Here is a 19,240-nt window from a genome sequence, read left to right on the forward strand (position 1 = left end):
GCGATCAGGATAATCGCGAACTGTGACTGGGGAACTGAAACGCGCGCGCCTGGGGGTATCCGTCGTCTTCGCCGTGTGCGGCGCGGCATTCGCGACCTGGCTGGCGCGCGTGCCGGCGGTGCAGGACCAACTGGGGCTGACCACGGGCGAGCTGGCGACCGGGCTCTTCGGGCTCGCGGCCGGGTCGGTGGTGGCGCTGCTGGGCGCGGGAGCGCTGCTCACCCGGATCGGCAGCCGCGCGGCGGTCGTGCTCGGCGCGGTCGTGCTGTGCGGTGGCCTGCCGCTGGTCGCGTTCGCCTGGTCCGCGCCGGTCTTCGTGGCCGCACTCGTGGTGCTCGGAGTGGGCAACAGCCTCCTCGACGTCGCGATGAACGCGCACGCGGCCCGCGTCGAGGAGGGCTACGGACGCCCGATCTTCGCCGGCTTCCACGCGTTCTGGAACATCGGCGGCCTCGCCGGCTCCGGCGTCGACGCGCTGATGGAGGCCCTGCACATCCCGGTGTCGGTGCACTTCCCGGTCGCGGGCGCGGTGCTGCTCGCGTTCGCGCTCTGGGGCCGGGCGCTCTTCTTGTCGGGAGCCGACCGCGGCCAGGGCGAGACGGCGTTCGCGTGGCCGAGCCGCGCGCTGGTGCCGCTGGGCGTGATCGCGTTCTGCGGGTTCGTCGCCGAGGGCGCGGTCAACAGCTGGAGCGCGGTGTACCTCGCGGACGTCACCGGCGCGACGACCGCACTCGCCTCCCTGGGCTACTTCGCGTTCTCGGGGACGATGATCGCGGTCCGCCTGGTCGCCGACCGCATCGTCGCGCGCACCGGCGCGGTCCGGTTCGTCCGCGTGGCGACCACGGTCGCCGTGCTGGGTTTCGCCGTGGTCCTTTTCGCGCCATGGCCGGTGGCGGGCATCGCCGGGTTCGCGGTGGTCGGGCTCGGCGTGGCCGGGATCGTGCCGATCGCGTGGAGCGTGGCGAGCCGGAAGCAGGCGGACGCGCCGGGCAAGGCGGTCGCGGCCGTCGCGGCGTGCGGCTACCTGGGCTTCCTGGTGGAGCCGGTCCTGGTCGGCGCACTCGCCACACGGATCGGCCTGCACTGGGCACTGTCGTCGGCGGTCGTGGTGACGTTCGGGATCCTGTTCCTCGCGCCGTCGCTGCGGGTGCGGGAGCCATCGCTCACGCGCTGACCCGCTCCCGGAGCAGCCGCCGGACGGCCGCCAGGTCGCCCTCGACGGTCATCAGTTCGGCCCCGATCGCGACATCGAGGTCCGACGGCGTTTCGAGCAGCGCGTTCAACGTCGGCGGGTCGGTCCGGACGGTGGCATCCGGCGCGGCGGGCGCACCCGGCTCGACGGTCAGCCGGCCCGGCTCGGTGCGGACGGTCCACACGCGGCTGTCCAGTTCGAGCCGGTAGCACGCGGTGCCGCGCGGCCGGGCCGAGCCGCGCAGGAAGAGCAACATCGACGTCGTGCCGAGCGTCGCGTCCCGGGGGAGTGGCACGCGGGCGCCCCACGCGCCGAGCGCGAGCACGACCGGCTCCAGCTCACGCCCCCACTCGGTCAGCTCGTAGACCGTCGAGCCCGCGGGCGGCGGCAGCTTCCGGCGGGCCACGACGCCGTGGCCCTCGAGCTCGCGTAGTCGATCGGTGACCAAATTCGTGCTGGCGCCCGGCAGCGCGCGCCGGACGTCGGAAAACCGCTGCGGCCCGAACAGCAGCTCGCGCACCACGAGCAGCGCCCAGCGCTCCCCGACGACGTCCAGCGCCCGGGCGGTGGCGCAGGCGTCCCCATAGCTCCGGCTCGTCGGCATGGAGCAACTTTACAACTCAGCAGTTGTTTTTAACAACCAGCGCGGCGTACGGTGGCCGCCATGGGCAATCCGGTCGTGCACTTCGAAATCATCGGCACCGGCCCGGCGCGGCTGCGCGAGTACTACGGCGAGCTGTTCGGCTGGGAATACGACACGTCGGGGCCGGTCTCGGACCAGGTCTCGGAAGCGGGCAACTACGGCTTCGTCGAATCGGAGACCATCCCGGGCGGCGTCGGCGGCGGCGCGAAGTACGAGAGCCGGACAGTGTTCTACGTGGGCGTCCCGGACGTCACGGCGGCGCTGGCGGAGGCGGAACGCCTCGGCGGCACCCGCCGGATGGGCCCGTCCCGCGCGCCCGGACGGGACTTGGTGATCGCCCACTTCACCGACCCGGAGGGCAACCTGATCGGCCTCGCCGGGCCCGCCTGAGTCCGTCCGTTCAGGGCACCTGACCTGCCTCGGTCGTGAGGGATGGTCGATCTTCGGCAATGGCCCGGTCGATGGCCGCCATGTTCTCCTCGGCCCAGTTCCGCAGCGCCGCCAGCGGAACTTCCAGCGACAGCCCGAGGTCGGTGAGCCGGTAGTGCACCTTCGGCGGCACCGTCGGCTCGACGCGGCGCGCGACCAGGCCGTCGCGGGTCATCGAGCGCAGCGTCACCGACAGCATCTTCTGCGAGACGCCCGGCATCCGCCGTTGCAGCTCGGCGAACCGCACCTCCCGCGGGTCGGCCTCGGCCAGCACCTTGACCACCATCGACGTCCACTTCGTGCCGATCCGGTCGAGCAGCCGGCGCGTCGGGCACGCCGGGTCGAAGAGGTCGCCGCGCGGGGAGGAGGTCACCTGGGGCTCACCACCTGTCGGGAAAGTGCCGTCTTGGCCACGGCCTGGGAGTTACCTACGGTTTTCTGGTAACCAATGGTAACCACCCAGGGAGAGACATGCTGCGGGTGAACGGCATCGAAGTCGGCGTCACGGTCACCGGGGAGGGGCCCGCGGTCCTGTTGCTGCACGGCTTCCCCCACACCCGCCGGCTCTGGGACGAGGTCGTCCCGCACCTGGCCGCCCACCACCGGGTCATCGCGCCGGACCTGCGCGGGCTCCGCTCGACGTCGCGGCCGGCCGACGGCTACGACGCGGGCACGCTCGCCGCAGACGCCGAGGCACTCCTCGACGCGCTGGGCGAACCGACAGCGGCCGTGGTCGGTATCGACGCGGGCACGCCGCCCGCGTTCCTGCTGGCCATGCGACGTCCCGAGCGGGTCCGGCGGCTCGTCGTCATGGAGTCGCTGCTGGGCCGCCTCCCGGGCGCCGAAGGCTTCGGCCCGCCGTGGTGGTTCGGCTTCCACGCCGTTCCGGACCTCGCCGAAACCGTTCTGGTCGGCCACGAAGACGTCTACATCGACTGGTTCCTCGACGCCGGCACGCGGGGCCGCGGGGTGCCGCGCGAGATCCGCGACCACTTCGTCGCCGCGTACACCGGACGCGACGCCCTGCGCGCCGCGTTCGCCTACTACCGCGCCATGCCCGACAGTGCCCGCCAGATCGAAGACGCCGTCGCGACCGGCCGCCTCGAGGTCCCCACGATGGCGATCGGCGCCCACCCGGTGGGCGACACCTTGGCCCGCCAGCTGCGGCCCTTCGCCGACGACCTCGTGGCCCACGTCGTCGACGACTGCGGCCACATCATCCCGCTCGACCGGCCGGACGTGCTGGTGGCGCTGCTGCAGCCGTTCCTTGACCTCGACCGTGCTGGAGCTTCGAAACTGGCGCCATGACGATCTGGATCTGTGGCACCTGCGGGGTCGAGCACCCCGACACCGACCGGCCCCCGGCCGGCGTCTGTGTCATCTGCGCGGACGAACGCCAGTGGGTGCCCGCCTCGGGCCAAGTGTGGACGACGCTGGAGAAGTTGTCGGCCGACGCCCACGAAGTGGTGCACGAGGAGCTGGAGCCGGTCCTGCACCGGTTCCACCGGGAACCCTCGTTCGGCATCGGCCAGCGGACGCACCTGGTCCTGACGTCCGCGGGCAACCTGCTGTGGGACCCGCCGAACCACCTGGACGCAAAGCTGGCATCCCGGATCGACGAACTCGGCGGCGCGGCGGTGATCGTGGCGAGCCACCCGCACATGTACGGCTCGCAGGTCAGCTGGAGCCACCGGCTCGGCCGCGTCCCCGTGCTGGTCCACACGGCCGACCGCCGGTGGGTACGCCGCGAGGACCCGGTGATCCGCGAGTGGATGGGCACCGAGGAGGTCCTGCCCGGGGTGACGCTCGTCGAGGCGGGTGGCCACTTCCCCGGCGCGGCGGTGGCCCACGTCGCGAACGACACCGGCGGCGTCCTGCTGGTGGGGGACACGCTGGTGCCGGTGGCCGCGACCGGCTGGGTGACGTTCATGCGCAGCTACCCCAACCAGATCCCGCTGTCGCCGGCCCTCGTGCAGCGCATCGTGGACCGCCTCGAGCCGTACGAGTTCGACCGCCTCTACGGCCTGCTGGGCGGCAAGGTGATCGGTGACGCCAAGGGCGCGGTCCGCCGCTCGGCGGAGCGCTACATCGCCTGGGCCAGCGGGGCGAACGACCACCTCGGCTGACGCTCCCCGGACCGCGGGCCGTGCCGATCAACGGCGGCGTTGCACCTGCACGCGCTGAGTCGCAGACGGTTGCCGCCGCGAGACCACGGACCGATGGCAGCCGTCAGTGAATCCGGTACGCGCTCAGCCGGGACGGTTGGCCGCCGCGAGACCCCTGATCGATGGCCGCCGTCAGCCATTCCGCTGCGCGTTGAGCCGCGCGGCCTGCCGGGTCAGGTGGTCGCGCTCGGCGACATTGGCCGCCTTCCCCGCCGCCTCCGCGTACAAGCGGGCCGCCGTCGCCAGGTCGCCGTCGCGCTCGTGCAAATACGCCGCCGCCGCGGTGTGCCGGGGCAGCGTGTCGTCCAGTTCCGCGAGGGCGGCAAGCCCAGCACGTGGGCCGTCGGCCTCGCCGAGCGCCACCGCACGGTTGAGCCGGACGACGGGGCTGTCGGTCAGCTTCGCCAGCTCGTCGTACCACTCGACGATCTGCACCCAGTCGGTCTCCCCGGCGGTCGGAGCGTCGGCGTGCAGGGCCGCGATGGCGGCCTGGGCCTGGAACTCGCCCAGCCGGTCGCGAGCCAACGCCGCCTGCAGGATCTCGACGCCCTCGGCGATCGCCGCGGTGTCCCACCGGCTCCGGTCCTGCTCGGCGAGCGGTACCAGACTTCCGTCGGGCGCGGTCCGGCTCGCCTGCCGGGCGTGGTGCAGCAGCATCAGGGCGAGCAGGCCCGCGACCTCGGGGTGGTCGATCGCCGCCGAAAGCTGCCGGGTGAGGCGGATGGCCTCGGCGGAGAGGTCGAGGTCGCCGGAGTAGCCCTCGTTGAAGACCAGGTACAGCACGCGCAGCACGGTGGCGACGTCGCCGGGCTGGTCGAAGCGCACCTGCGCGACGGTGCGCTTGGCCCGGCTGATGCGCTGGCCCATGGTCGTTTCGGGGACCAGGTAGGCCTGCGCGATCTGCCGCGTGGTCAGCCCGCCGACGGCGCGCAGGGTGAGCGCGACCGCCGACGACGGCGAAAGCGACGGGTGCGCGCACAGGAAGTAGAGCTGGAGCGTGTCGTCCACTGTGGACGCGGGACCGGGCGCCGGCTCGACGTCGACGAGGTCCTCACGCCGTCGCCGGGCGCCGTCGGAGCGCGTCACGTCGAGGAACTTGCGCCAGGCGACCGTGACCAGCCAGCCCTTCGGGTCACGCGGCGGGTCGGCCGGCCAGACGCGCAGCGCCTCGACGAGCGCGTCCTGCACGGCGTCCTCGGCCGACGCGAAGTCGGCCCCGCGCCGGACGAGGATCCCGAGGACGTCCGGCGTGAGACTCCGCAGCAGCGTCTCGTCCACGCCTCACCCGACCGTTTCGGCGAGCTCGACGACGAGCGGACGCAGCCGCTCGAGGCAGCCGTGGCCGTCGTCCGCCAGGCCGAGCAGTGCACCCATCGTGTGTCCCCTTCTCAAGCGTGCTGACGCTCTTCGCGGCGCTGGATCAGCTCCTCGACCGCGGTGGGCAGGGTCGTCTCGAAGTCGATCAGCTTGGCCCAGGTCGGGGTGACCACGATCCGGACCATGCCGTCGTAGAGCGACCGCACGCCGGCCTCCCACTCCACCCGCTGCTCGGGCGTCATCTCGTAGGTGCCGTTGAACTGCAGGTACTCGTCCGGGATGCCGTCGACGACGTCCAGCTCGGCCCGCCCGCGGAGGAGCAGGATCTTCGGCGGGTGGACCTCGGTGTCGATCGTCAGGGCGACCGCGGGGTTGCGGCGCAGCGCGGGCAGCTTGGCCGCGTTCTTGGCGGTGCACATGACGATCTGCGTGCCGTTCCAGGTGAACCCGATCGGGATCGAGCGGGGTGTGCCGTCGAGCGCGGTGTAGGCCAGCCGGGTCAGGTCCCGGGCCAGCAGTTCCCGGCTGTACGGGCGGTTCAGGATCTCGTCGAGCGTGCGCTGCTCCATGGTGGTCTCCTCGTCGGATCGGCGGTGCTTCGAGCCGGGGACGAGGCCGGGAGCGCCTTCTCGACACGGCCGGAACGTGACCTGGGTCACTCGGTGATCGTGGGCGCCGAGCCGAAGAACGGCCGCAGTTCGAGCCACTCGTGGATCGGCTTCCCGCCCGCGCCGGGAGCGGCCGAAAGCTCCGCGGCCAGCTCCAGGGCCCGCTCGTAGCTGTCGACATCGATCACCGTCCAGCCGGCGATGAGGTCCTTGGTCTCGGCGAACGGGCCGTCGGTGACCGGCGGGCGTCCCTCGCCGTCGAAACGCACGAACGTCCCGCCGGGGGCGAGCGCCTGGTGCTCGACGAACTCGCCGGTCTCCTCCAACCGCTTCCCGAAGTCCTCCATGTACTTGACGTGCGCGGAGATCTCCTCGGGCGTCCACTCGCTCATGGGCGTGTCGTTCACCGACGCCGGCGCGCCGCGGTAGTGCTTCAGCAGCAGGTACTTGGCCATCGTTGCTCTCCTCCGTACGGCTGCGGCCCATCCTGGCCGCGTTCGTGCCGGGGACGCAGCCGATCACGCGTTCTCGACATCGCCGGCCGGGAAATTTCAGGCGGTCGGACGACCCGCGCCCGCGTAGTCGTCGCCGTCCTTGCGGTACGAGTGGACCTGGACCGCCTGGCCGGTCTGCGGTGCGTCGATCATCTGCTGGTTGCCGATGTAGAGCCCGACGTGGTGGATCTTCGTCGCGGGCTCACCGTAGAAGATGAGGTCGCCGAGCTGGGGATCAGTCACGTGTTGCACGCTGCGGAACTGCGTGTCGGCGGTGCGCATCAGCTTGATCCCGGCGCTCGCGTACGCCGCGGTCGTCAGGCCGGAACAGTCGAAGCCCGGGTCGTTGCCGCCGGTGCCGTTGCCGCCCCAGATGTAGGGCAGTCCGATCTTGTCGATGGCGAAGTCGACCGCGCTCAGCACCGCCGGGTTCGGCGCCGCCGTGCCCTGGCCGACCGTGCCGTAGACGTTCACCGTGGCCAGCGTCCGGTGCAGGAACAGCGGCGCCGGCTGCAGCTTCGCGACCGCGTCCCACCACGGCTGGCCCTGCGAGAGGTCGGTGCCGCCGTCGCACAGCGCGCGGCCCGTGGTCAGTGCGGCGTCGTCGATGTTCTGGATATCGGGCTTCCCGGCACCCGACGCGCTCGCCTGGTACTTCGCCCAGATCGCCGGGGCCAGCTGCATCGGCCCGGCGGCGTTGGCCGTCGAGACGACCTTGTCGTAGAAGTCGCGCACCTCGATCGTGCCCAGCGGCTTGTCCAGGACGCCCGTGGTGCCGAACTGCCCGCCCCGCGCCCGCCCGTGGTCCGTGGTCACTTTTCCGACCGCGGCCAGCGTCACCCACGACAGGTGGCAGCCCGGGAGGTCCTTGCTCAGCTTCGTCGTCGCCTTCGCGTAGCCGACCATCGCGCGCAGCGGGACGTCGAGCCACTGGCTGGTCTTGGACGCCCAGGCGTCGAATTCGCTCGCCGCCGGCACCTTCGGCGGCGTCGAGGTCTGCGGGGTCGTCTTCGGTGGCGCGGACGTCGCCTGGGTGACCGTCGCGGCGGCGTTCGTCGTCTCTTCGTGCTTGGGCGCAAGCTGGACACCGACCACGAGTGCAGCGGCGACCACGACCACCGCGGCCACCACGACGGTGGTTCTCCGGCGGCGCGGTTCGGGCGTCCCCTCCGGCGTGACGTCGGGCTCTTCGCTCACCGCGCGGCTCCGGTCAGGCGGTCGAGGACGAAGCCGCGCAGGCCGTCGAGGTCGGTGTCCATGGCGACCTCGATCGGGCGGCCGGGCGAGAACTGCGGATCGTCTTCGCCGAGCCGTCGCCGGTCGACCAGCGTCTGCCCGCGCGCCGGGCCGAGCCCGCAGTCGACGTCGACGCGGTAGGTCTCGGTGTGCAGGATCCCCGGCGAGATCGCCTCCGCGACCGCGACCGCGTCGTGCATGACCATCCGGTCCTCGCCGAACACGCGCGTGTAGTGCTGCCGGTAGGTGGAAGTGAGACCTTCGAGGGTCGAGCCGATCGGCCCCGACGCGGCGAGCTTCGCCAGCCAGTCGGCGTCGACAGCGCAGCGGTGCGTGAGATCGAGGGGCACCAGCACGACCGGGACGTCCTCCTCGACCAGCACGCGGCGCGCCGCCTCGGGATCGCTCCAGATGTTGAACTCGGCGGCGGTGGTGCTGTTGCCGAACGTCACGCCGCCACCCATGATCACCAGCCGCGCGATCTTCTCCGCCGCGCCCGGGTGTGCCGCCAGCAGCGCGGCGATGTTGGTCAGCGGCCCGATCGGCGCGATGGTCACCGGATCATCCGACGATTCGAGGAGGTCCAGCATCAGGCGGACGGCGTCGCGTTCGTCCTGGGGCCGGCTCGCCTCGGGCAGGGTGTAGGAGTGGCCCGACAGGCCGTCGCCGCCGTGGACCTCCTTCGCGTCACGCGGCTTCGAGTAGACGAGCGGGCGGCTCGCGCCGGCCGCGACGGGCACGTCGGTGCGACCGAAGAGCTCCAGCAGCCGACGCGCGTTGGACGTGGTCCGGTCGAGGGGGACGTTGCCGAACACCGCCGTGACGCCGAGCAGGTCGACGTCCGGGGACAGCGCCGCCAGCGCGATCGCCAGCGCGTCGTCGACGCCCGGGTCGGTGTCGATGATCAGCTTCGTGCCCATCCAGCTCCCCTTGCCTGTGAACCCGTCCCGCACACAGGTTACGGTCACGGGCATGACGTCGATGTGGGGTGCGCCCGCGCTGTCGCGGGTGCGGGCCTGGCGCCGCGCCCGGCGCGACCCGCGGCAGGCGAAGTTCCTGACCGCCGACTCGCTGCGCTGGGTGCTGCGCAACCGCGCGTACACGCCCTGGTACCTGGTCCGGTACTACCGGCTGCTCAAGTTCCGGCTCGCCAACCCGCACATCATCCTGCGCGGGATGCTCTTCCTCGGCAAGGACGTCGAGATCCACTGCCGCCCCGGCTACGGACGGCTGGAGATCGGCCGCTGGGTCCACATCGGCGACGGCAACGCGATCCGCTGCCACGAGGGTTCGCTGCGGATCGGCGACAAGTCCGTGTTCGGCCGCCAGAACGTGATCAACTGCTACCTCGACATCGAGCTCGGCGCGGCCACGCTGGTCGCCGACTGGGTGTACATCTGTGACTTCGACCACGTCATCGCGGACATCCATGTCCCGATCAAGGACCAGGGCATCGTGAAGTCCCCGGTCCGCATCGGGCCGGACACCTGGCTGGGCACGAAGGTCAGCGTCCTGAAGGGCACGCGCATCGGCCGCGGCTCGGTGCTGGGCGCGCACGCGGTCGTCCGTGGTGACATCCCGGACTACTCGATCGCGGTCGGCGCGCCGGCCCGCGTGGTGCGCAACCGCGAAGAGGACTACGCGGCTGACGCGGCGCGTCGCGAGGCCGTCGCCGACATGGCGCGGAAGGCGAACAAGGCGCTGCAGAAGACCCTCGAGCAGTAGCCGCCTACTCCTCGAAGGTCATCTCCGGCGGCGGCCGCCGGAAGCCGCGGGTGATCGCCGCCAGGACGACGACGCCGATCGCCAGCCAGACCAGGCCGAAGATCAGCGCGATGCCGTCGAGGTTGACCAGTAGCCAAACATCGACCACGGCGCCGATCACCGGGAAGACCACCCAGGTCAGGACGCGTTTCCCGGTCCGGTCGCGCAGCCACGTCGCGAGCACGCTGACGTTGACGAACGTGAACGCGGTGAAGGCGCCGAAGTTGATGAACGACGTCGACGTGCTGACGTCCAGGCTCAGCGCGACCAGCCCGACGAGCCCGGTCAGGACGATGCCGAACACCGGCGTCGCGAACCGCGGCTGCAGCTTGCCGAAAATCCGCGGCAGCACCCCGTCGCGACCCATCGCGAACATCAGCCGCGACGCGCTCGCCTGCGCGGCGATCCCGGACGCGAACTGCGCGACGACCAAACCGGCGAGGAAGAACGACGCGAAGAGGTTGCCGCCGATCGTCGTCGCGATTTCGAACGCGGCGGACGACTCGTCGGTGAACGCGCTTCCCGGGTGGGCGAGCTGGGTGAAGTAGGCGAGCACGATGAAGATGCCGCCGCCGATCAGCGCGGTCAGCAGGATGGCGCGCGGGATCGTCTTGCGCGGCTCGGTCGTCTCCTCGGTCAACGTCGTCACGGCGTCGAAGCCGAGGAAGGAGTACGTCGCGAGCGCGGCGCCGCCGGAGATCGTGCCCAGCGTGCTGCCGGTGTGGAAGAACGGTTGCGTGCTCGCCAGCGAGCCGCCGACGTGCAGCACCTGCTTGATCGACAACACGACGAAGAAGCCGATCACGAGCAGCTGGAACGCCATGAGCACGAAGTTGGCCTTCTCGGCGATCTTGATGCCGAGCACGTTGAGGATCGTCGTCAACGCGATGAAATTGATCAACCAGAGCCAATTGGGCACGGCCGGGAACTCGGCCGAGAGGTAGGCGCCGCCGATCAGCCAGATCACCATCGGCAGGAAGAAGTAGTCGAGCAGCACGGCCCACCCGACGAGGAACCCGGCGCGCGCGTCGACCGCTTTCCGGACATAGGTGTAGGCGGAGCCGGCGACGGGGTGGGTGGCGGCCATCTTCCCGTAGCTCGCCGCCGTGAACAGCATGGCGACCAGAGCGAGCAGGTACGCCGACGGCACGGTGCCCTCGGTCGTGGTCGCGACGATGCCGAAAGTGCCGAGCACGATCAGCGGGGCCATGTAGGCGAGCCCGAACAGGACGACGCCGGGCAGCCCGAGCCGGCGCTGCAGAGCGGGGGCCGCGGCCGTGGTGGTCATCGGTCGTCTCCTTCTCGTGGCCGCCAGCGGTCCGGCTCGATCCGGCCCTGGTAGAGCGGCAGGTCCAGGGGCGCGTCGTCGGGGGTGAACTGCGCCCACATGCGGTTGGTGCCCGCGGTGCCGTCGCGCCGAACGCGCGCCACCTGGTCGAGGTCGATCGTCCGGCTGAGGACGCCGTGGTCGTTTCCCGGCAACGCGCCGAGGACATCGCCTTCGGGCCCGACGAGCAGGCTGTCACCCATGCCGAGCGGCCCGGCCGTGTTCACGCTGGCGACGAAGACCTGGTTGACAATGGCGTTCGCCCGCGCGAGGACGAGCTCCTGGGCACGGTCGGGGGTCGTGGTCTGCACGGGGTTGAGCACGAGCTCGGCGCCCATCCAGGCGAGGTGCCGGGTCACCTCGGGGAACCAGGCGTCGTAGCAGATGGAGAACCCGACGCGGCCGGCGTCGGCCAGGTCGGCGACGACGAACCGGTCACCGGGGTCGTACGGCTCGTGCGGCCGCCACGGGAAGACCTTGCGGTACCAGCCGGCCAGCTCGCCTCGCGGCGAAAAGACCAGGGCGGTGTTGAACAGCTCGCCGTGGTCGCCTTCTTCGCAAACGGTGCCCGGCGCGAGCCAGATGCCCAGGTCGCCGGCCAGCTCGCCGAGTTCCTTGGTTCGTTTTCCGGCCAACGGCTGGGCGGCGGCCCGGAGCTGCTCGGTGCGTTCGTCGCCTTCGCCGTCGACGCCGCAGAGATGCAGCTCCGGAAAGGCGGCCAGGCGCGTGTCCGGAAATCGGCGAAGGACGTCCTCGACCTCGCCGGCGAACCCGCCGTCCCTGACGGGCCGGGGCGGCGCTTGCACCAGGGCGATCGGCAGAGGGCGCGGCATGGACGAAAAATAGTCCATCTTGAACACTTAAACAAGAGTGCTCAAGATGAGCAATTTGTGCGGTACGGTCGGTTCATGGCGACGGCAGACCTGAGCGCCCCGGCCCTGACCGGCATCCGGCGGCTGTCCGCGCTGGACACCGTCCGTGCCCGGATCGCGCTCGCCGTGGAGCTGGGACTGTTGAAGCCGGGGGAGCGCCTGCCGTCGAACGCCGAGATCGGGCGAGCGCTGGGCGTCGCGGAGATCACCGTCCGCCGGGCCCTGGAGTCCCTGGCCGAGGACGGCTTGATCGAACGTCGTCGCGGCCGGGGCGGCGGCACGCTCGTGAGCGAAAACCCGCCGGCCGAGCGAGTCCGTGAGGTCGGCGCCTACCGCGAGTCGGCGGACGAGGTCCACGAGCTGATCGACCACCGCCTGGTGCTGGAGGCGGGCTTGGTCCAATTCGTGGCGAAACGCGCCCCTGACCTCGCGCGCCTGCGGACGTTGGTCGCCCGGATGGACACGGCGGCGGGCTGGGCGGAGTTCCACGAGCTCGACGCGGAGTTCCACCGGACGGTCGCGGCCCCCGGGCCGGCCGCGGCGGTCGGCCAGTACGAGGTGGTGCTGGCCGAGCTGTACCGGTTCTACCTGCCGTACCCGATGGGCAAGCTGCGCGAGTCGAACCGCGACCACGCCCGCCTGGTGAAGGCCCTGGCCGCGGGCGACCCCGACGCGGCGGCGCGGGTGACGAGGAAGCACGTGCGCGGCCTCCACCAGACGATGTTCGTCGGCCTCGCCTGACCGCGCCGTAGTCGGAACCCGACCACGAGTTCGGTTCGCCCAGCTCAGGCAGCTGCCGGAGGCAAGACCCGGCGCCGTGACTCAGGCGCGCAGCTGGTCCCGGACCTCCATCAGCGCGAAGCCGAGCAGGTTCAGGCCCCGCCAGTAGTCCGGCTTGGTCGCGTTCTTCTCCTCGCGGGCGAGGCCGGTGCCCCAGACAAGGTCCTTCTTCGACGCCTCGACGAGCACTGCCTCGCCGGTGCCGAGCAGGAACCGGCGCAGGTCGCGGTGTTGCCGGAACTTCGCCAGGTTGCCGTCGACGACGATGTCGAACCGGTGACGCTCCCAGATTGCGGCGTCGAACCCGGCGACCTCGCGGCCGAGCACCTTCGCCGTCTTCGGGTCGGGCGTCTCCCGGATCAGCGCGGCCTTTTCGTGGTCACCGAACAGCGAAGCCTTGCCGGCCATCATGTAGTGCTCGGCGGTCGGGTAGACGACGCCGTCGGCTTCGAACGGGTCGAGCCACCACTGGCTCAGGCAGCTCGCGGTCACCCGCCCGGACTTCGTCGGCGTGTGCCCGTAGAACAGCAGGTATTCGGGTTCCGCACCCTCGTGGACCTTTTCGCGCAACGCCTCGACACTGCGGATCCCGTCGACCTTCACCATCCGCCTAGTGGACCACGTCCTCAGAGCAGGAAGTGGAACAGGGGGCTGCCCGGCTCGATCCGTTCGACCTGCAGCGGGCTCGCCTCCATCCGGGCCAGCAGCCCGGGAAGGTCGGATGATCGGGCGATCTCGACACCGACCATCGCCGGGCCCGTCTCGCGGTTGTTGCGCTTGACGTACTCGAAGCGCGTGATGTCGTCTTCGGGCCCGAGCACCTGCTCGACGAACAGGCGCAGTGCGCCCGGTTCCTGCGGGAACCCGACGAGGAAGTAGTGCTTCAGCCCTTCGTGCATCAGCGAACGTTCGAGGATCTCGCTGTAGCGGCTGACGTCGTTGTTGCCGCCGGAGACCAGGCACACGACCGTCTGCCCCGGCTCGACCTGGACGACGGTGCCGAGCGCCGCCGCGGCCAGCGCGCCCGCGGGCTCGGCGATGATGCCGTCGGACTGGTACATCGCCAGCATCTCGGTGCACACCGCGCCCTCGGCGACCGCCGTCAGCTCGGCGCCGCTCTCGCGGACCAGCGGGTAGGTGACGCCGCCCGCCTCGCGGACCGCGGCGCCGTCGACGAACGAGTCGAGCTCGGGCAGCCGGACCGGGTGCCCGGCCGAGAGCGCCGCCGCCATGCACGCGGCGCCCGCGGGTTCGACGCCGACGACACGCACCTCCGGGTGCCGCTCGCGCAGCCAGCTGCCGACGCCGGCGAGCAGTCCGCCGCCGCCGACGGGCACCACCACGACGTCGGGCACGAAGCCGAGTTGCTCGATCACTTCGAGCGCGACCGTCCCCTGACCGGCGACGGTCCGGACGTCGTCGAAGGCCGGGACGAGCGTCGCGCCCGTTCGCTGAGCGTCTTCGTTGGCCGCGGCGAAGGCGTCTTCGTACGTTTCGCCGACAACGATGACTTCGATGTGCGCGCCGCCGAGCGTCGCGATGCGCTCGCGTTTCTGCCGCGGCGTGGTCCCCGGGACGTACACGCGGCCGTTCGCGCCGAGCCGCCGGCACGCGTACGCGACGCCCTGGGCGTGGTTGCCCGCGCTGGCGCAGACGACGCCGCGAGCGCGTACGTCTTCTTCGAGCTGGACGATGAAGTTGTAGGCGCCGCGGATCTTGTACGACCGGACGGTCTGCAGGTCCTCGCGCTTCACCCAGACTTGCGCGTCCACCCGGGACGACAGCCGCGCGCTCGGCTCCAGCGGCGTGCGGGTCACCACCCCGGCCAGCCGCTCGGCGGCCTTTTCGATGGTCGCCGCGGTCACCGTGTCGATGTCGTGCACCCCGGTGAATCTACGACTCGCGCGTCCCGGGCAACCGCCCGGGCCTCCAGGCGCATCAAAGGGGTGACGAACAGGACAAGGGGGCGCCGGTGAACGACTTCACCGAGTACGTGACCGCACGGTCGGATTGGCTGCGCAAGGTCGCGTACCTGCTCTGCGGCGACTGGCACCGGGCCGACGACCTGGTCCAGTCGGCGATCACCCGGCTCTACGCGAACTGGTCGCGGGCCGCCCGGGCGGACAACGTCGACGGCTACGTGCGGCGCACGCTGGTCAACACGTTCTTGGCCGAACAGCGGACGTCGTGGTGGAAGCGGGTGGACCTGCGCGGCGCCGACCACGACCCGCCACCCGCGCCCGGCCCGGACCTCGACAGCGCGCTCGACCTGCGGGCGGCGCTGAACCGGCTGCCGGCCCGGCAGCGAGCGACCGTCGTCCTCCGCTACTTCTGCGACATGCCGGTCGCCGAAACCGCCCAGGCCCTCGGGTGCTCCGAGGGCACCGTCAAGAGTCAGACCGCGAAGGCCGTGGACGCCCTTCGCGAGCTGCTGCGCGAGCCGATCACGGAGGGACGAGCATGACCGACACCGAACTGGCCACGAAGCTGAAGGAACTGGCCGAGTCGCCCGCGCCGCCGCCCCGGATCGACGTCGACCGCGCGCGCCGGGTCGGCGGACGCCGTCGTCGTATTCGGACCACGGCGCTGGTCGTGGGCTGTGCCGCGGTCGTGGTGGCCGGGGGCGTGACGGCGGTGTCGGTGTTCCGGCACGACCCGGCGCCCGCTCCTGCAACGGTGGCCGTCGCGCCCGGTCCCGTGGCGCCGACGTCGTCGCCAACCGGCAACCCGCTGGTGGCGAAGGCGAGTTTCGGCTGGCTGCCGGAGGAGATCAAGGGTGTCGAGTACGCCGCCGGCGGACACGGCGACACCGTCCTGGCCATCGGCCGCGGCGACCTGTCCCCGATGATCTGGCTCTCGGTCGACGACCGCGAACCGGCCACGCCGCGCGACCTGAGCGGTACGCCGAAGCAGGTCCCGCAGACGGTCGGCGGCCGCGACGGTCACTGGATCACGGCCGACGAGAACGACCCCCTCAACCACGGCGACAGCTACCTGCGCTGGCCGACCCCGGACGGCCGCTGGGCCCAGCTGCACACCTACTACCTCGCCCGGCCGGACCTGCGGCAGGCGCTGGTCCGGGTGGCGAGCGAGGTGACGTTCGGCCCGCGGGCGGTGCCCCTGCCCCTGCGCATCACGAGCCTTCCGCCGTCGTTCCACCTGTCCGACGCCTACACGTCGCGGCGGCCGGACCAGGACGGCGTCCCCTGGCGGCTGGTGCTGCAGTACTCGGCGAACGGCGCCCTGGTGACGATCAACGTCGCGCCACCGGGCGGGCGCACGGACGGCCTCGGCGAGCCGCAGTGTGTGACGAAGAACGGGCTGCGCGCCTGCGTCGGGATCGACCACCCGCAGGCCGCGGGCATCACCGCGCAGGAGCTGCTGAACCGGATCACGCTGCTCGGCCCGGACGAGGCGAAGTGGACCACCCACGTGATCAGCCCTTAGGCACCGCCGGGTAGGGCACGAAGGTGCTGGTGTTCTCGTCGACGGTCAGCTGCTTGCCGATCGTCGGGAACGCGCGCTGCGAACAGGCCGGGCGTTCGCAGACTTTGCAGCCCATGCCGATGGGTGTCGCCGCGGCCGGCTCGTCCAGGTCGAGACCTGTGGAGTAGACGAGCCGGCCCGCGTGGCGCAGTTCGCAGCCCAGGCCCACGGTGAACGTCTTGCCGGGGCTGCCGTAGCCGCCGATGTTGCGCGACACCGTGCGCGCGATCCAGAAGTAGCTCTTGCCGTCGGGCAGGGTCGCGATTTGGGTGAGGATCTTCCCCGGCTGGGTGAACGCCTCGTAGATGTTCCACAACGGACACGCGCCGCCGACACGAGAGAAGTGGAAGCCCGCCGCGGACTGCCGCTTCGACATGTTCCCGGCCCGGTCGACCCGCACGAACGAGAACGGCACGCCCCGCTGCTTCGGACGCTGCAAAGTGGACAGCCGGTGGCACACGGTCTCGAAGCCGACGCCGTAGTGGTCGCACAGCCGCTCGATGTCGTAGCGGAAGCGCTCGGCCGTGGCCAGGAACGGTCCATAGGGGAGGATCAGCGCCCCCGCGAAGTAGTTCGCCAGGCCGACGCGCGCCAGTGACCGCGCCGCGGGCCCGGAGAACGCCCACGAGTCTGCCAGCTCGGTGATCAGGTCGTCGTACTCGAGCAGCGCGATCTGCGAAGCCATGCGAAACGCCTGCTGCCCGACGCGCAGGCTCGGCGCCAGCCGCAGGACCCGCGTCACCGGCTCGTAGCGGTGCTGCTGACCTGCGGATTCGTCGATGCCCTCGCTGGTGACCTCGACGCCGTAGCGCTGCCAAAGCCGTTCCTTGAGCGCGCCGAGGACCTGGCCGCGCTGCAGGGGGATGTCGTTGGCCATCTTCTCGGCGCGTTCGTCCAGTTCGGCGACATAGTTCTCGCGCTCGTAGAAGAAGTCGCGGACCTCCTCGTGCGGCAGCGGCGCTGCGGCGCTTCCGTGCAGGCCCAGGCCGTTTTCCGTGGTCAAAGCCGCGGTGCTTTCGACGGCGTTGCGGTAGCTGCGGTGCAGCTTGACCAGGGCCTGCGCGATGGCCGGCAGGTTCGTGGCCAGCTCGTTGAGCTCGCTGGTCGTGACGTCGACGCCGAGGACCTCGTCGAGCAGGGCTTCCTTGACGTCGGCGACCAGCCGGGACGTGTCGTTGTTGGCGAAGAACTCGGTGTCCACGCCGAACGCCTGCGTGATCCGCAGCAGCACCGGGACCGTCAGCGGGCGCGAATTGTGCTCGATCTGGTTGAGGTAGCTGGGTGAGATCTCCAGCACACGAGCGAGGTCGGCCTGGCTCATCGCCCGGCTTTCGCGCAGATGGCGCAACCGCGCTCCGGCGAAAGTCTTCTCCATTCTTGCCTGCCTCTCCGGAAGGTTTCCGGTCCTGAACGGTTACGTGAACGGTCAAGAACGCGGATTTTCGCCCAGTTGCGAACCGGGCGATTCACAACCTTTGCAAAGAGGCTACGGACCCTTCGCACAAATTGGCAACTTGGACGACTGGACCAGATTTTCGCTGGCATGTCAGGGTCGAACCCAGGCAAGGCGAGCAATCGCAAACTTCGCAACACCGGGAGAACCGATGACGGAACAGGCCAAGCAGGCGGCCGCGGAGCTGGCCGCGCAGTGGGCGAACGACCCCCGCTGGGCGGGCGTGCAGCGCTCCTACTCGGCTGAGGACGTCGTCAAGCTGCGCGGCAGCGTCGTCGAGGAGCACACCCTGGCCCGCCGAGGCGCGGAGAAGCTGTGGGACCTCCTGCACACCGAGGACTACGTGCACGCGCTGGGCGCCCTCACCGGCAACCAGGCCGTCCAGCAGGTCCGCGCGGGCCTGCAGGCGATCTACCTGTCCGGCTGGCAGGTCGCGGCCGACGCCAACCTGTCCGGCCAGACCTACCCGGACCAGAGCCTCTACCCGGCCAACTCGGTCCCGGCCGTCGTCCGCCGCATCAACAACGCGCTGGGCCGCGCCGACCAGATCAACTGGGCCGAGGGCAACACCGACATCGACTGGTACGCCCCGATCGTCGCCGACGCCGAGGCCGGCTTCGGTGGCCCGCTCAACGCGTTCGAGCTGATGAAGGGCATGATCGCGGCCGGCGCCGCGGGCGTGCACTGGGAAGACCAGCTCGCGTCCGAGAAGAAGTGTGGCCACCTCGGCGGCAAGGTCCTCATCCCGACCAAGCAGCACGAGCGCACGCTGAACGCCGCCCGCCTCGCCGCGGACGTGGCCGGCGTGCCGTCGCTGATCGTCGCCCGCACCGACGCGCAGGCCGCGACCCTGCTGACCAGCGACGTCGACGAGCGTGACCAGCAGTTCCTCACCGGCGGCCGCACCGCCGAGGGCTTCTACGAGGTCCGCAACGGCATCGAGCCCTGCATCGAGCGTGGCCTGGCCTACGCCCAGTACGCCGACCTGCTCTGGATGGAGACCTCCGAGCCGGACCTCGAGGTGGCGCGCAAGTACGCCGAGGCGATCAAGGCGAAGTTCCCGGACCAGATGCTGGCCTACAACTGCTCGCCGTCGTTCAACTGGAAGAAGCACCTGGACGACGCGACGATCGCGAAGTTCCAGCGCGAGCTCGGCCACATGGGCTACAAGTTCCAGTTCATCACGCTGGCCGGCTTCCACGCGCTGAACTACTCGATGTTCGACCTGGCGCACGGCTACGCCCGCGAGGGCATGACCGCCTACGTCGACCTGCAGGAGCGCGAGTTCGCTTCGGAGAGCCGCGGCTACACCGCGACCAAGCACCAGCGCGAGGTCGGCACCGGCTACTTCGACCAGGTCGCGACGGCGCTGAACCCGGAGAGCTCCACCACGGCGCTCAAGGGCTCCACCGAAGAAGCCCAGTTCCACTGATCCCGGCCGCGGTCTGACGACGTCGCCCCCCTCGGCGTCGTC

The 19,240-nt window shown here is 70.9% G+C and carries 21 protein-coding genes; 9 read left to right on the forward strand and 12 right to left on the reverse strand.

What is annotated here, in order from left to right; translation table 11 throughout:
* The first annotated feature begins 22 nt into the window (after positions 1–22).
* Positions 23–1,174, forward strand: coding sequence for an MFS transporter (locus ACYVLJ_RS38465; protein WP_460442349.1), 1,152 nt, complete (start codon positions 23–25; stop codon positions 1,172–1,174).
* Here the strand turns inward: ACYVLJ_RS38465 and ACYVLJ_RS38470 are convergent.
* Entirely contained in the window at positions 1,164–1,796 is a 633-nt protein-coding gene (locus ACYVLJ_RS38470) for a winged helix-turn-helix transcriptional regulator (RefSeq protein WP_451979358.1), read from the reverse strand. The two genes, ACYVLJ_RS38465 and ACYVLJ_RS38470, sit on opposite strands and share 11 nt — an antisense overlap.
* A 60-nt stretch (positions 1,797–1,856) precedes the next feature.
* Between ACYVLJ_RS38470 and ACYVLJ_RS38475 the strand changes: the two genes are divergently transcribed.
* Complete coding sequence (locus ACYVLJ_RS38475; RefSeq protein ID WP_460442350.1) at positions 1,857–2,225, forward strand: VOC family protein; 369 nt, start codon at positions 1,857–1,859, stop codon at positions 2,223–2,225.
* A 10-nt stretch (positions 2,226–2,235) separates the two neighbouring features.
* On the opposite strand, the gene ACYVLJ_RS38480 is transcribed toward ACYVLJ_RS38475, so the two are convergent.
* A complete protein-coding gene (locus ACYVLJ_RS38480) occupies positions 2,236–2,637 on the reverse strand; it encodes a winged helix-turn-helix transcriptional regulator (RefSeq protein WP_460442351.1) in 402 nt (133 codons plus the stop codon).
* A gap of 98 nt (positions 2,638–2,735) precedes the next feature.
* Here ACYVLJ_RS38480 and ACYVLJ_RS38485 point away from each other — a divergent pair, with 98 nt between their 5' ends.
* Both ACYVLJ_RS38485 and ACYVLJ_RS38490 read left to right on the forward strand, forming a co-directional pair.
* Positions 2,736–3,572, forward strand: coding sequence for an alpha/beta fold hydrolase (locus ACYVLJ_RS38485; RefSeq protein WP_460442352.1), 837 nt, complete (start codon positions 2,736–2,738; stop codon positions 3,570–3,572).
* A complete protein-coding gene (locus ACYVLJ_RS38490; protein ID WP_460442353.1) occupies positions 3,569–4,390 on the forward strand; it encodes an MBL fold metallo-hydrolase in 822 nt (273 codons plus the stop codon). The genes ACYVLJ_RS38485 and ACYVLJ_RS38490 overlap by 4 nt, the downstream gene beginning before the upstream one ends.
* A 171-nt stretch (positions 4,391–4,561) precedes the next feature.
* On the opposite strand, the gene ACYVLJ_RS38495 is transcribed toward ACYVLJ_RS38490, so the two are convergent.
* From ACYVLJ_RS38495 to ACYVLJ_RS38515, 5 genes are all read right to left on the reverse strand, one after another.
* Positions 4,562–5,707, reverse strand: a complete 1,146-nt coding sequence (locus ACYVLJ_RS38495; protein WP_460442354.1) for an RNA polymerase sigma factor — start codon at positions 5,705–5,707, stop codon at positions 4,562–4,564.
* A gap of 110 nt (positions 5,708–5,817) precedes the next feature.
* Positions 5,818–6,315 (reverse strand): pyridoxamine 5'-phosphate oxidase family protein, encoded by a 498-nt coding sequence (locus ACYVLJ_RS38500; RefSeq protein WP_460442355.1) that lies wholly within the window; start codon positions 6,313–6,315, stop codon positions 5,818–5,820.
* Between the two features lie 86 nt (positions 6,316–6,401).
* Positions 6,402–6,809 (reverse strand): YciI family protein, encoded by a 408-nt coding sequence (locus ACYVLJ_RS38505; RefSeq protein ID WP_451979378.1) that lies wholly within the window; start codon positions 6,807–6,809, stop codon positions 6,402–6,404.
* Between the two features lie 96 nt (positions 6,810–6,905).
* Positions 6,906–8,045 carry a C40 family peptidase gene (locus ACYVLJ_RS38510; protein WP_460442356.1) on the reverse strand — a complete coding sequence of 380 codons (1,140 nt, stop codon included), beginning with the start codon at positions 8,043–8,045 and terminating at the stop codon, positions 6,906–6,908.
* Positions 8,042–9,004, reverse strand: a complete 963-nt coding sequence (locus ACYVLJ_RS38515; RefSeq protein ID WP_451979381.1) for a nucleoside hydrolase — start codon at positions 9,002–9,004, stop codon at positions 8,042–8,044. The genes ACYVLJ_RS38510 and ACYVLJ_RS38515 overlap by 4 nt, the downstream gene beginning before the upstream one ends.
* 52 nt (positions 9,005–9,056) lie before the next feature.
* Between ACYVLJ_RS38515 and ACYVLJ_RS38520 the strand changes: the two genes are divergently transcribed.
* The gene (locus tag ACYVLJ_RS38520) at positions 9,057–9,809 is read left to right on the forward strand and encodes an acyltransferase (protein ID WP_360468506.1); all 753 of its coding nucleotides are present in this window, start codon (positions 9,057–9,059) and stop codon (positions 9,807–9,809) included.
* A 4-nt stretch (positions 9,810–9,813) separates the two neighbouring features.
* Here ACYVLJ_RS38520 and ACYVLJ_RS38525 read toward each other — a convergent pair whose 3' ends face one another.
* Positions 9,814–11,136, reverse strand: coding sequence for an APC family permease (locus tag ACYVLJ_RS38525; protein WP_460442357.1), 1,323 nt, complete (start codon positions 11,134–11,136; stop codon positions 9,814–9,816).
* Positions 11,133–12,008, reverse strand: a complete 876-nt coding sequence (locus tag ACYVLJ_RS38530; RefSeq protein WP_460442358.1) for a carbon-nitrogen hydrolase family protein — start codon at positions 12,006–12,008, stop codon at positions 11,133–11,135. Before ACYVLJ_RS38530 ends, ACYVLJ_RS38525 begins: the two co-directional genes overlap by 4 nt.
* Positions 12,009–12,083: 75 nt before the next feature.
* Here ACYVLJ_RS38530 and ACYVLJ_RS38535 point away from each other — a divergent pair, with 75 nt between their 5' ends.
* The gene (locus ACYVLJ_RS38535) at positions 12,084–12,788 is read left to right on the forward strand and encodes a FadR/GntR family transcriptional regulator (RefSeq protein WP_460442359.1); all 705 of its coding nucleotides are present in this window, start codon (positions 12,084–12,086) and stop codon (positions 12,786–12,788) included.
* An 81-nt stretch (positions 12,789–12,869) separates the two neighbouring features.
* Here ACYVLJ_RS38535 and ACYVLJ_RS38540 read toward each other — a convergent pair whose 3' ends face one another.
* Together ACYVLJ_RS38540 and ilvA are read right to left on the reverse strand one after the other, a co-directional pair.
* A complete protein-coding gene (locus tag ACYVLJ_RS38540; protein ID WP_460442360.1) occupies positions 12,870–13,433 on the reverse strand; it encodes an NADAR family protein in 564 nt (187 codons plus the stop codon).
* Positions 13,434–13,453: 20 nt separating this feature from the next.
* Positions 13,454–14,710: a threonine ammonia-lyase IlvA gene (gene ilvA / locus ACYVLJ_RS38545; RefSeq protein WP_451979396.1), complete on the reverse strand. Its 1,257-nt coding sequence runs from the start codon at positions 14,708–14,710 to the stop codon at positions 13,454–13,456.
* A gap of 89 nt (positions 14,711–14,799) precedes the next feature.
* Here ilvA and ACYVLJ_RS38550 point away from each other — a divergent pair, with 89 nt between their 5' ends.
* A complete protein-coding gene (locus ACYVLJ_RS38550) occupies positions 14,800–15,291 on the forward strand; it encodes a SigE family RNA polymerase sigma factor (RefSeq protein ID WP_460442361.1) in 492 nt (163 codons plus the stop codon).
* Positions 15,288–16,274 (forward strand): hypothetical protein, encoded by a 987-nt coding sequence (locus ACYVLJ_RS38555; RefSeq protein ID WP_460442362.1) that lies wholly within the window; start codon positions 15,288–15,290, stop codon positions 16,272–16,274. Before ACYVLJ_RS38550 ends, ACYVLJ_RS38555 begins: the two co-directional genes overlap by 4 nt.
* On the opposite strand, the gene ACYVLJ_RS38560 is transcribed toward ACYVLJ_RS38555, so the two are convergent.
* On the reverse strand, positions 16,264–17,688 hold the full coding sequence (locus ACYVLJ_RS38560) for a short-chain fatty acyl-CoA regulator family protein (protein ID WP_460442363.1): 1,425 nt from the start codon (positions 17,686–17,688) through the stop codon (positions 16,264–16,266). The two genes, ACYVLJ_RS38555 and ACYVLJ_RS38560, sit on opposite strands and share 11 nt — an antisense overlap.
* Before the next feature lie 229 nt (positions 17,689–17,917).
* Here ACYVLJ_RS38560 and aceA point away from each other — a divergent pair, with 229 nt between their 5' ends.
* Positions 17,918–19,198, forward strand: coding sequence for an isocitrate lyase family protein (aceA, locus tag ACYVLJ_RS38565; protein ID WP_460442364.1), 1,281 nt, complete (start codon positions 17,918–17,920; stop codon positions 19,196–19,198).
* The last annotated feature ends 42 nt before the right edge of the window (positions 19,199–19,240 follow it).

The organism is Amycolatopsis stemonae (assembly GCF_054781455.1).

What these genes read in the sequence shown, in the direction of transcription:
- ACYVLJ_RS38470 (WP_451979358.1), bottom strand. Translation starts at nt 1,796, where the DNA reads ATGCCGACGAGCCGGAGCTATGGGGACGCCTGCGCCACCGCCCGGGCG.
- ACYVLJ_RS38475 (WP_460442350.1), top strand. Translation starts at nt 1,857, where the DNA reads ATGGGCAATCCGGTCGTGCACTTCGAAATCATCGGCACCGGCCCGGCG.
- ACYVLJ_RS38485 (WP_460442352.1), top strand. Translation starts at nt 2,736, where the DNA reads ATGCTGCGGGTGAACGGCATCGAAGTCGGCGTCACGGTCACCGGGGAG.
- ACYVLJ_RS38490 (WP_460442353.1), top strand. Translation starts at nt 3,569, where the DNA reads ATGACGATCTGGATCTGTGGCACCTGCGGGGTCGAGCACCCCGACACC.
- ACYVLJ_RS38500 (WP_460442355.1), bottom strand. Translation starts at nt 6,315, where the DNA reads ATGGAGCAGCGCACGCTCGACGAGATCCTGAACCGCCCGTACAGCCGG.
- ACYVLJ_RS38505 (WP_451979378.1), bottom strand. Translation starts at nt 6,809, where the DNA reads ATGGCCAAGTACCTGCTGCTGAAGCACTACCGCGGCGCGCCGGCGTCG.
- ACYVLJ_RS38515 (WP_451979381.1), bottom strand. Translation starts at nt 9,004, where the DNA reads ATGGGCACGAAGCTGATCATCGACACCGACCCGGGCGTCGACGACGCG.
- ACYVLJ_RS38520 (WP_360468506.1), top strand. Translation starts at nt 9,057, where the DNA reads ATGACGTCGATGTGGGGTGCGCCCGCGCTGTCGCGGGTGCGGGCCTGG.
- ACYVLJ_RS38525 (WP_460442357.1), bottom strand. Translation starts at nt 11,136, where the DNA reads ATGACCACCACGGCCGCGGCCCCCGCTCTGCAGCGCCGGCTCGGGCTG.
- ACYVLJ_RS38530 (WP_460442358.1), bottom strand. Translation starts at nt 12,008, where the DNA reads ATGCCGCGCCCTCTGCCGATCGCCCTGGTGCAAGCGCCGCCCCGGCCC.
- ACYVLJ_RS38535 (WP_460442359.1), top strand. Translation starts at nt 12,084, where the DNA reads ATGGCGACGGCAGACCTGAGCGCCCCGGCCCTGACCGGCATCCGGCGG.
- ACYVLJ_RS38540 (WP_460442360.1), bottom strand. Translation starts at nt 13,433, where the DNA reads ATGGTGAAGGTCGACGGGATCCGCAGTGTCGAGGCGTTGCGCGAAAAG.
- ACYVLJ_RS38555 (WP_460442362.1), top strand. Translation starts at nt 15,288, where the DNA reads ATGACCGACACCGAACTGGCCACGAAGCTGAAGGAACTGGCCGAGTCG.
- ACYVLJ_RS38560 (WP_460442363.1), bottom strand. Translation starts at nt 17,688, where the DNA reads ATGGAGAAGACTTTCGCCGGAGCGCGGTTGCGCCATCTGCGCGAAAGC.
- aceA (WP_460442364.1), top strand. Translation starts at nt 17,918, where the DNA reads ATGACGGAACAGGCCAAGCAGGCGGCCGCGGAGCTGGCCGCGCAGTGG.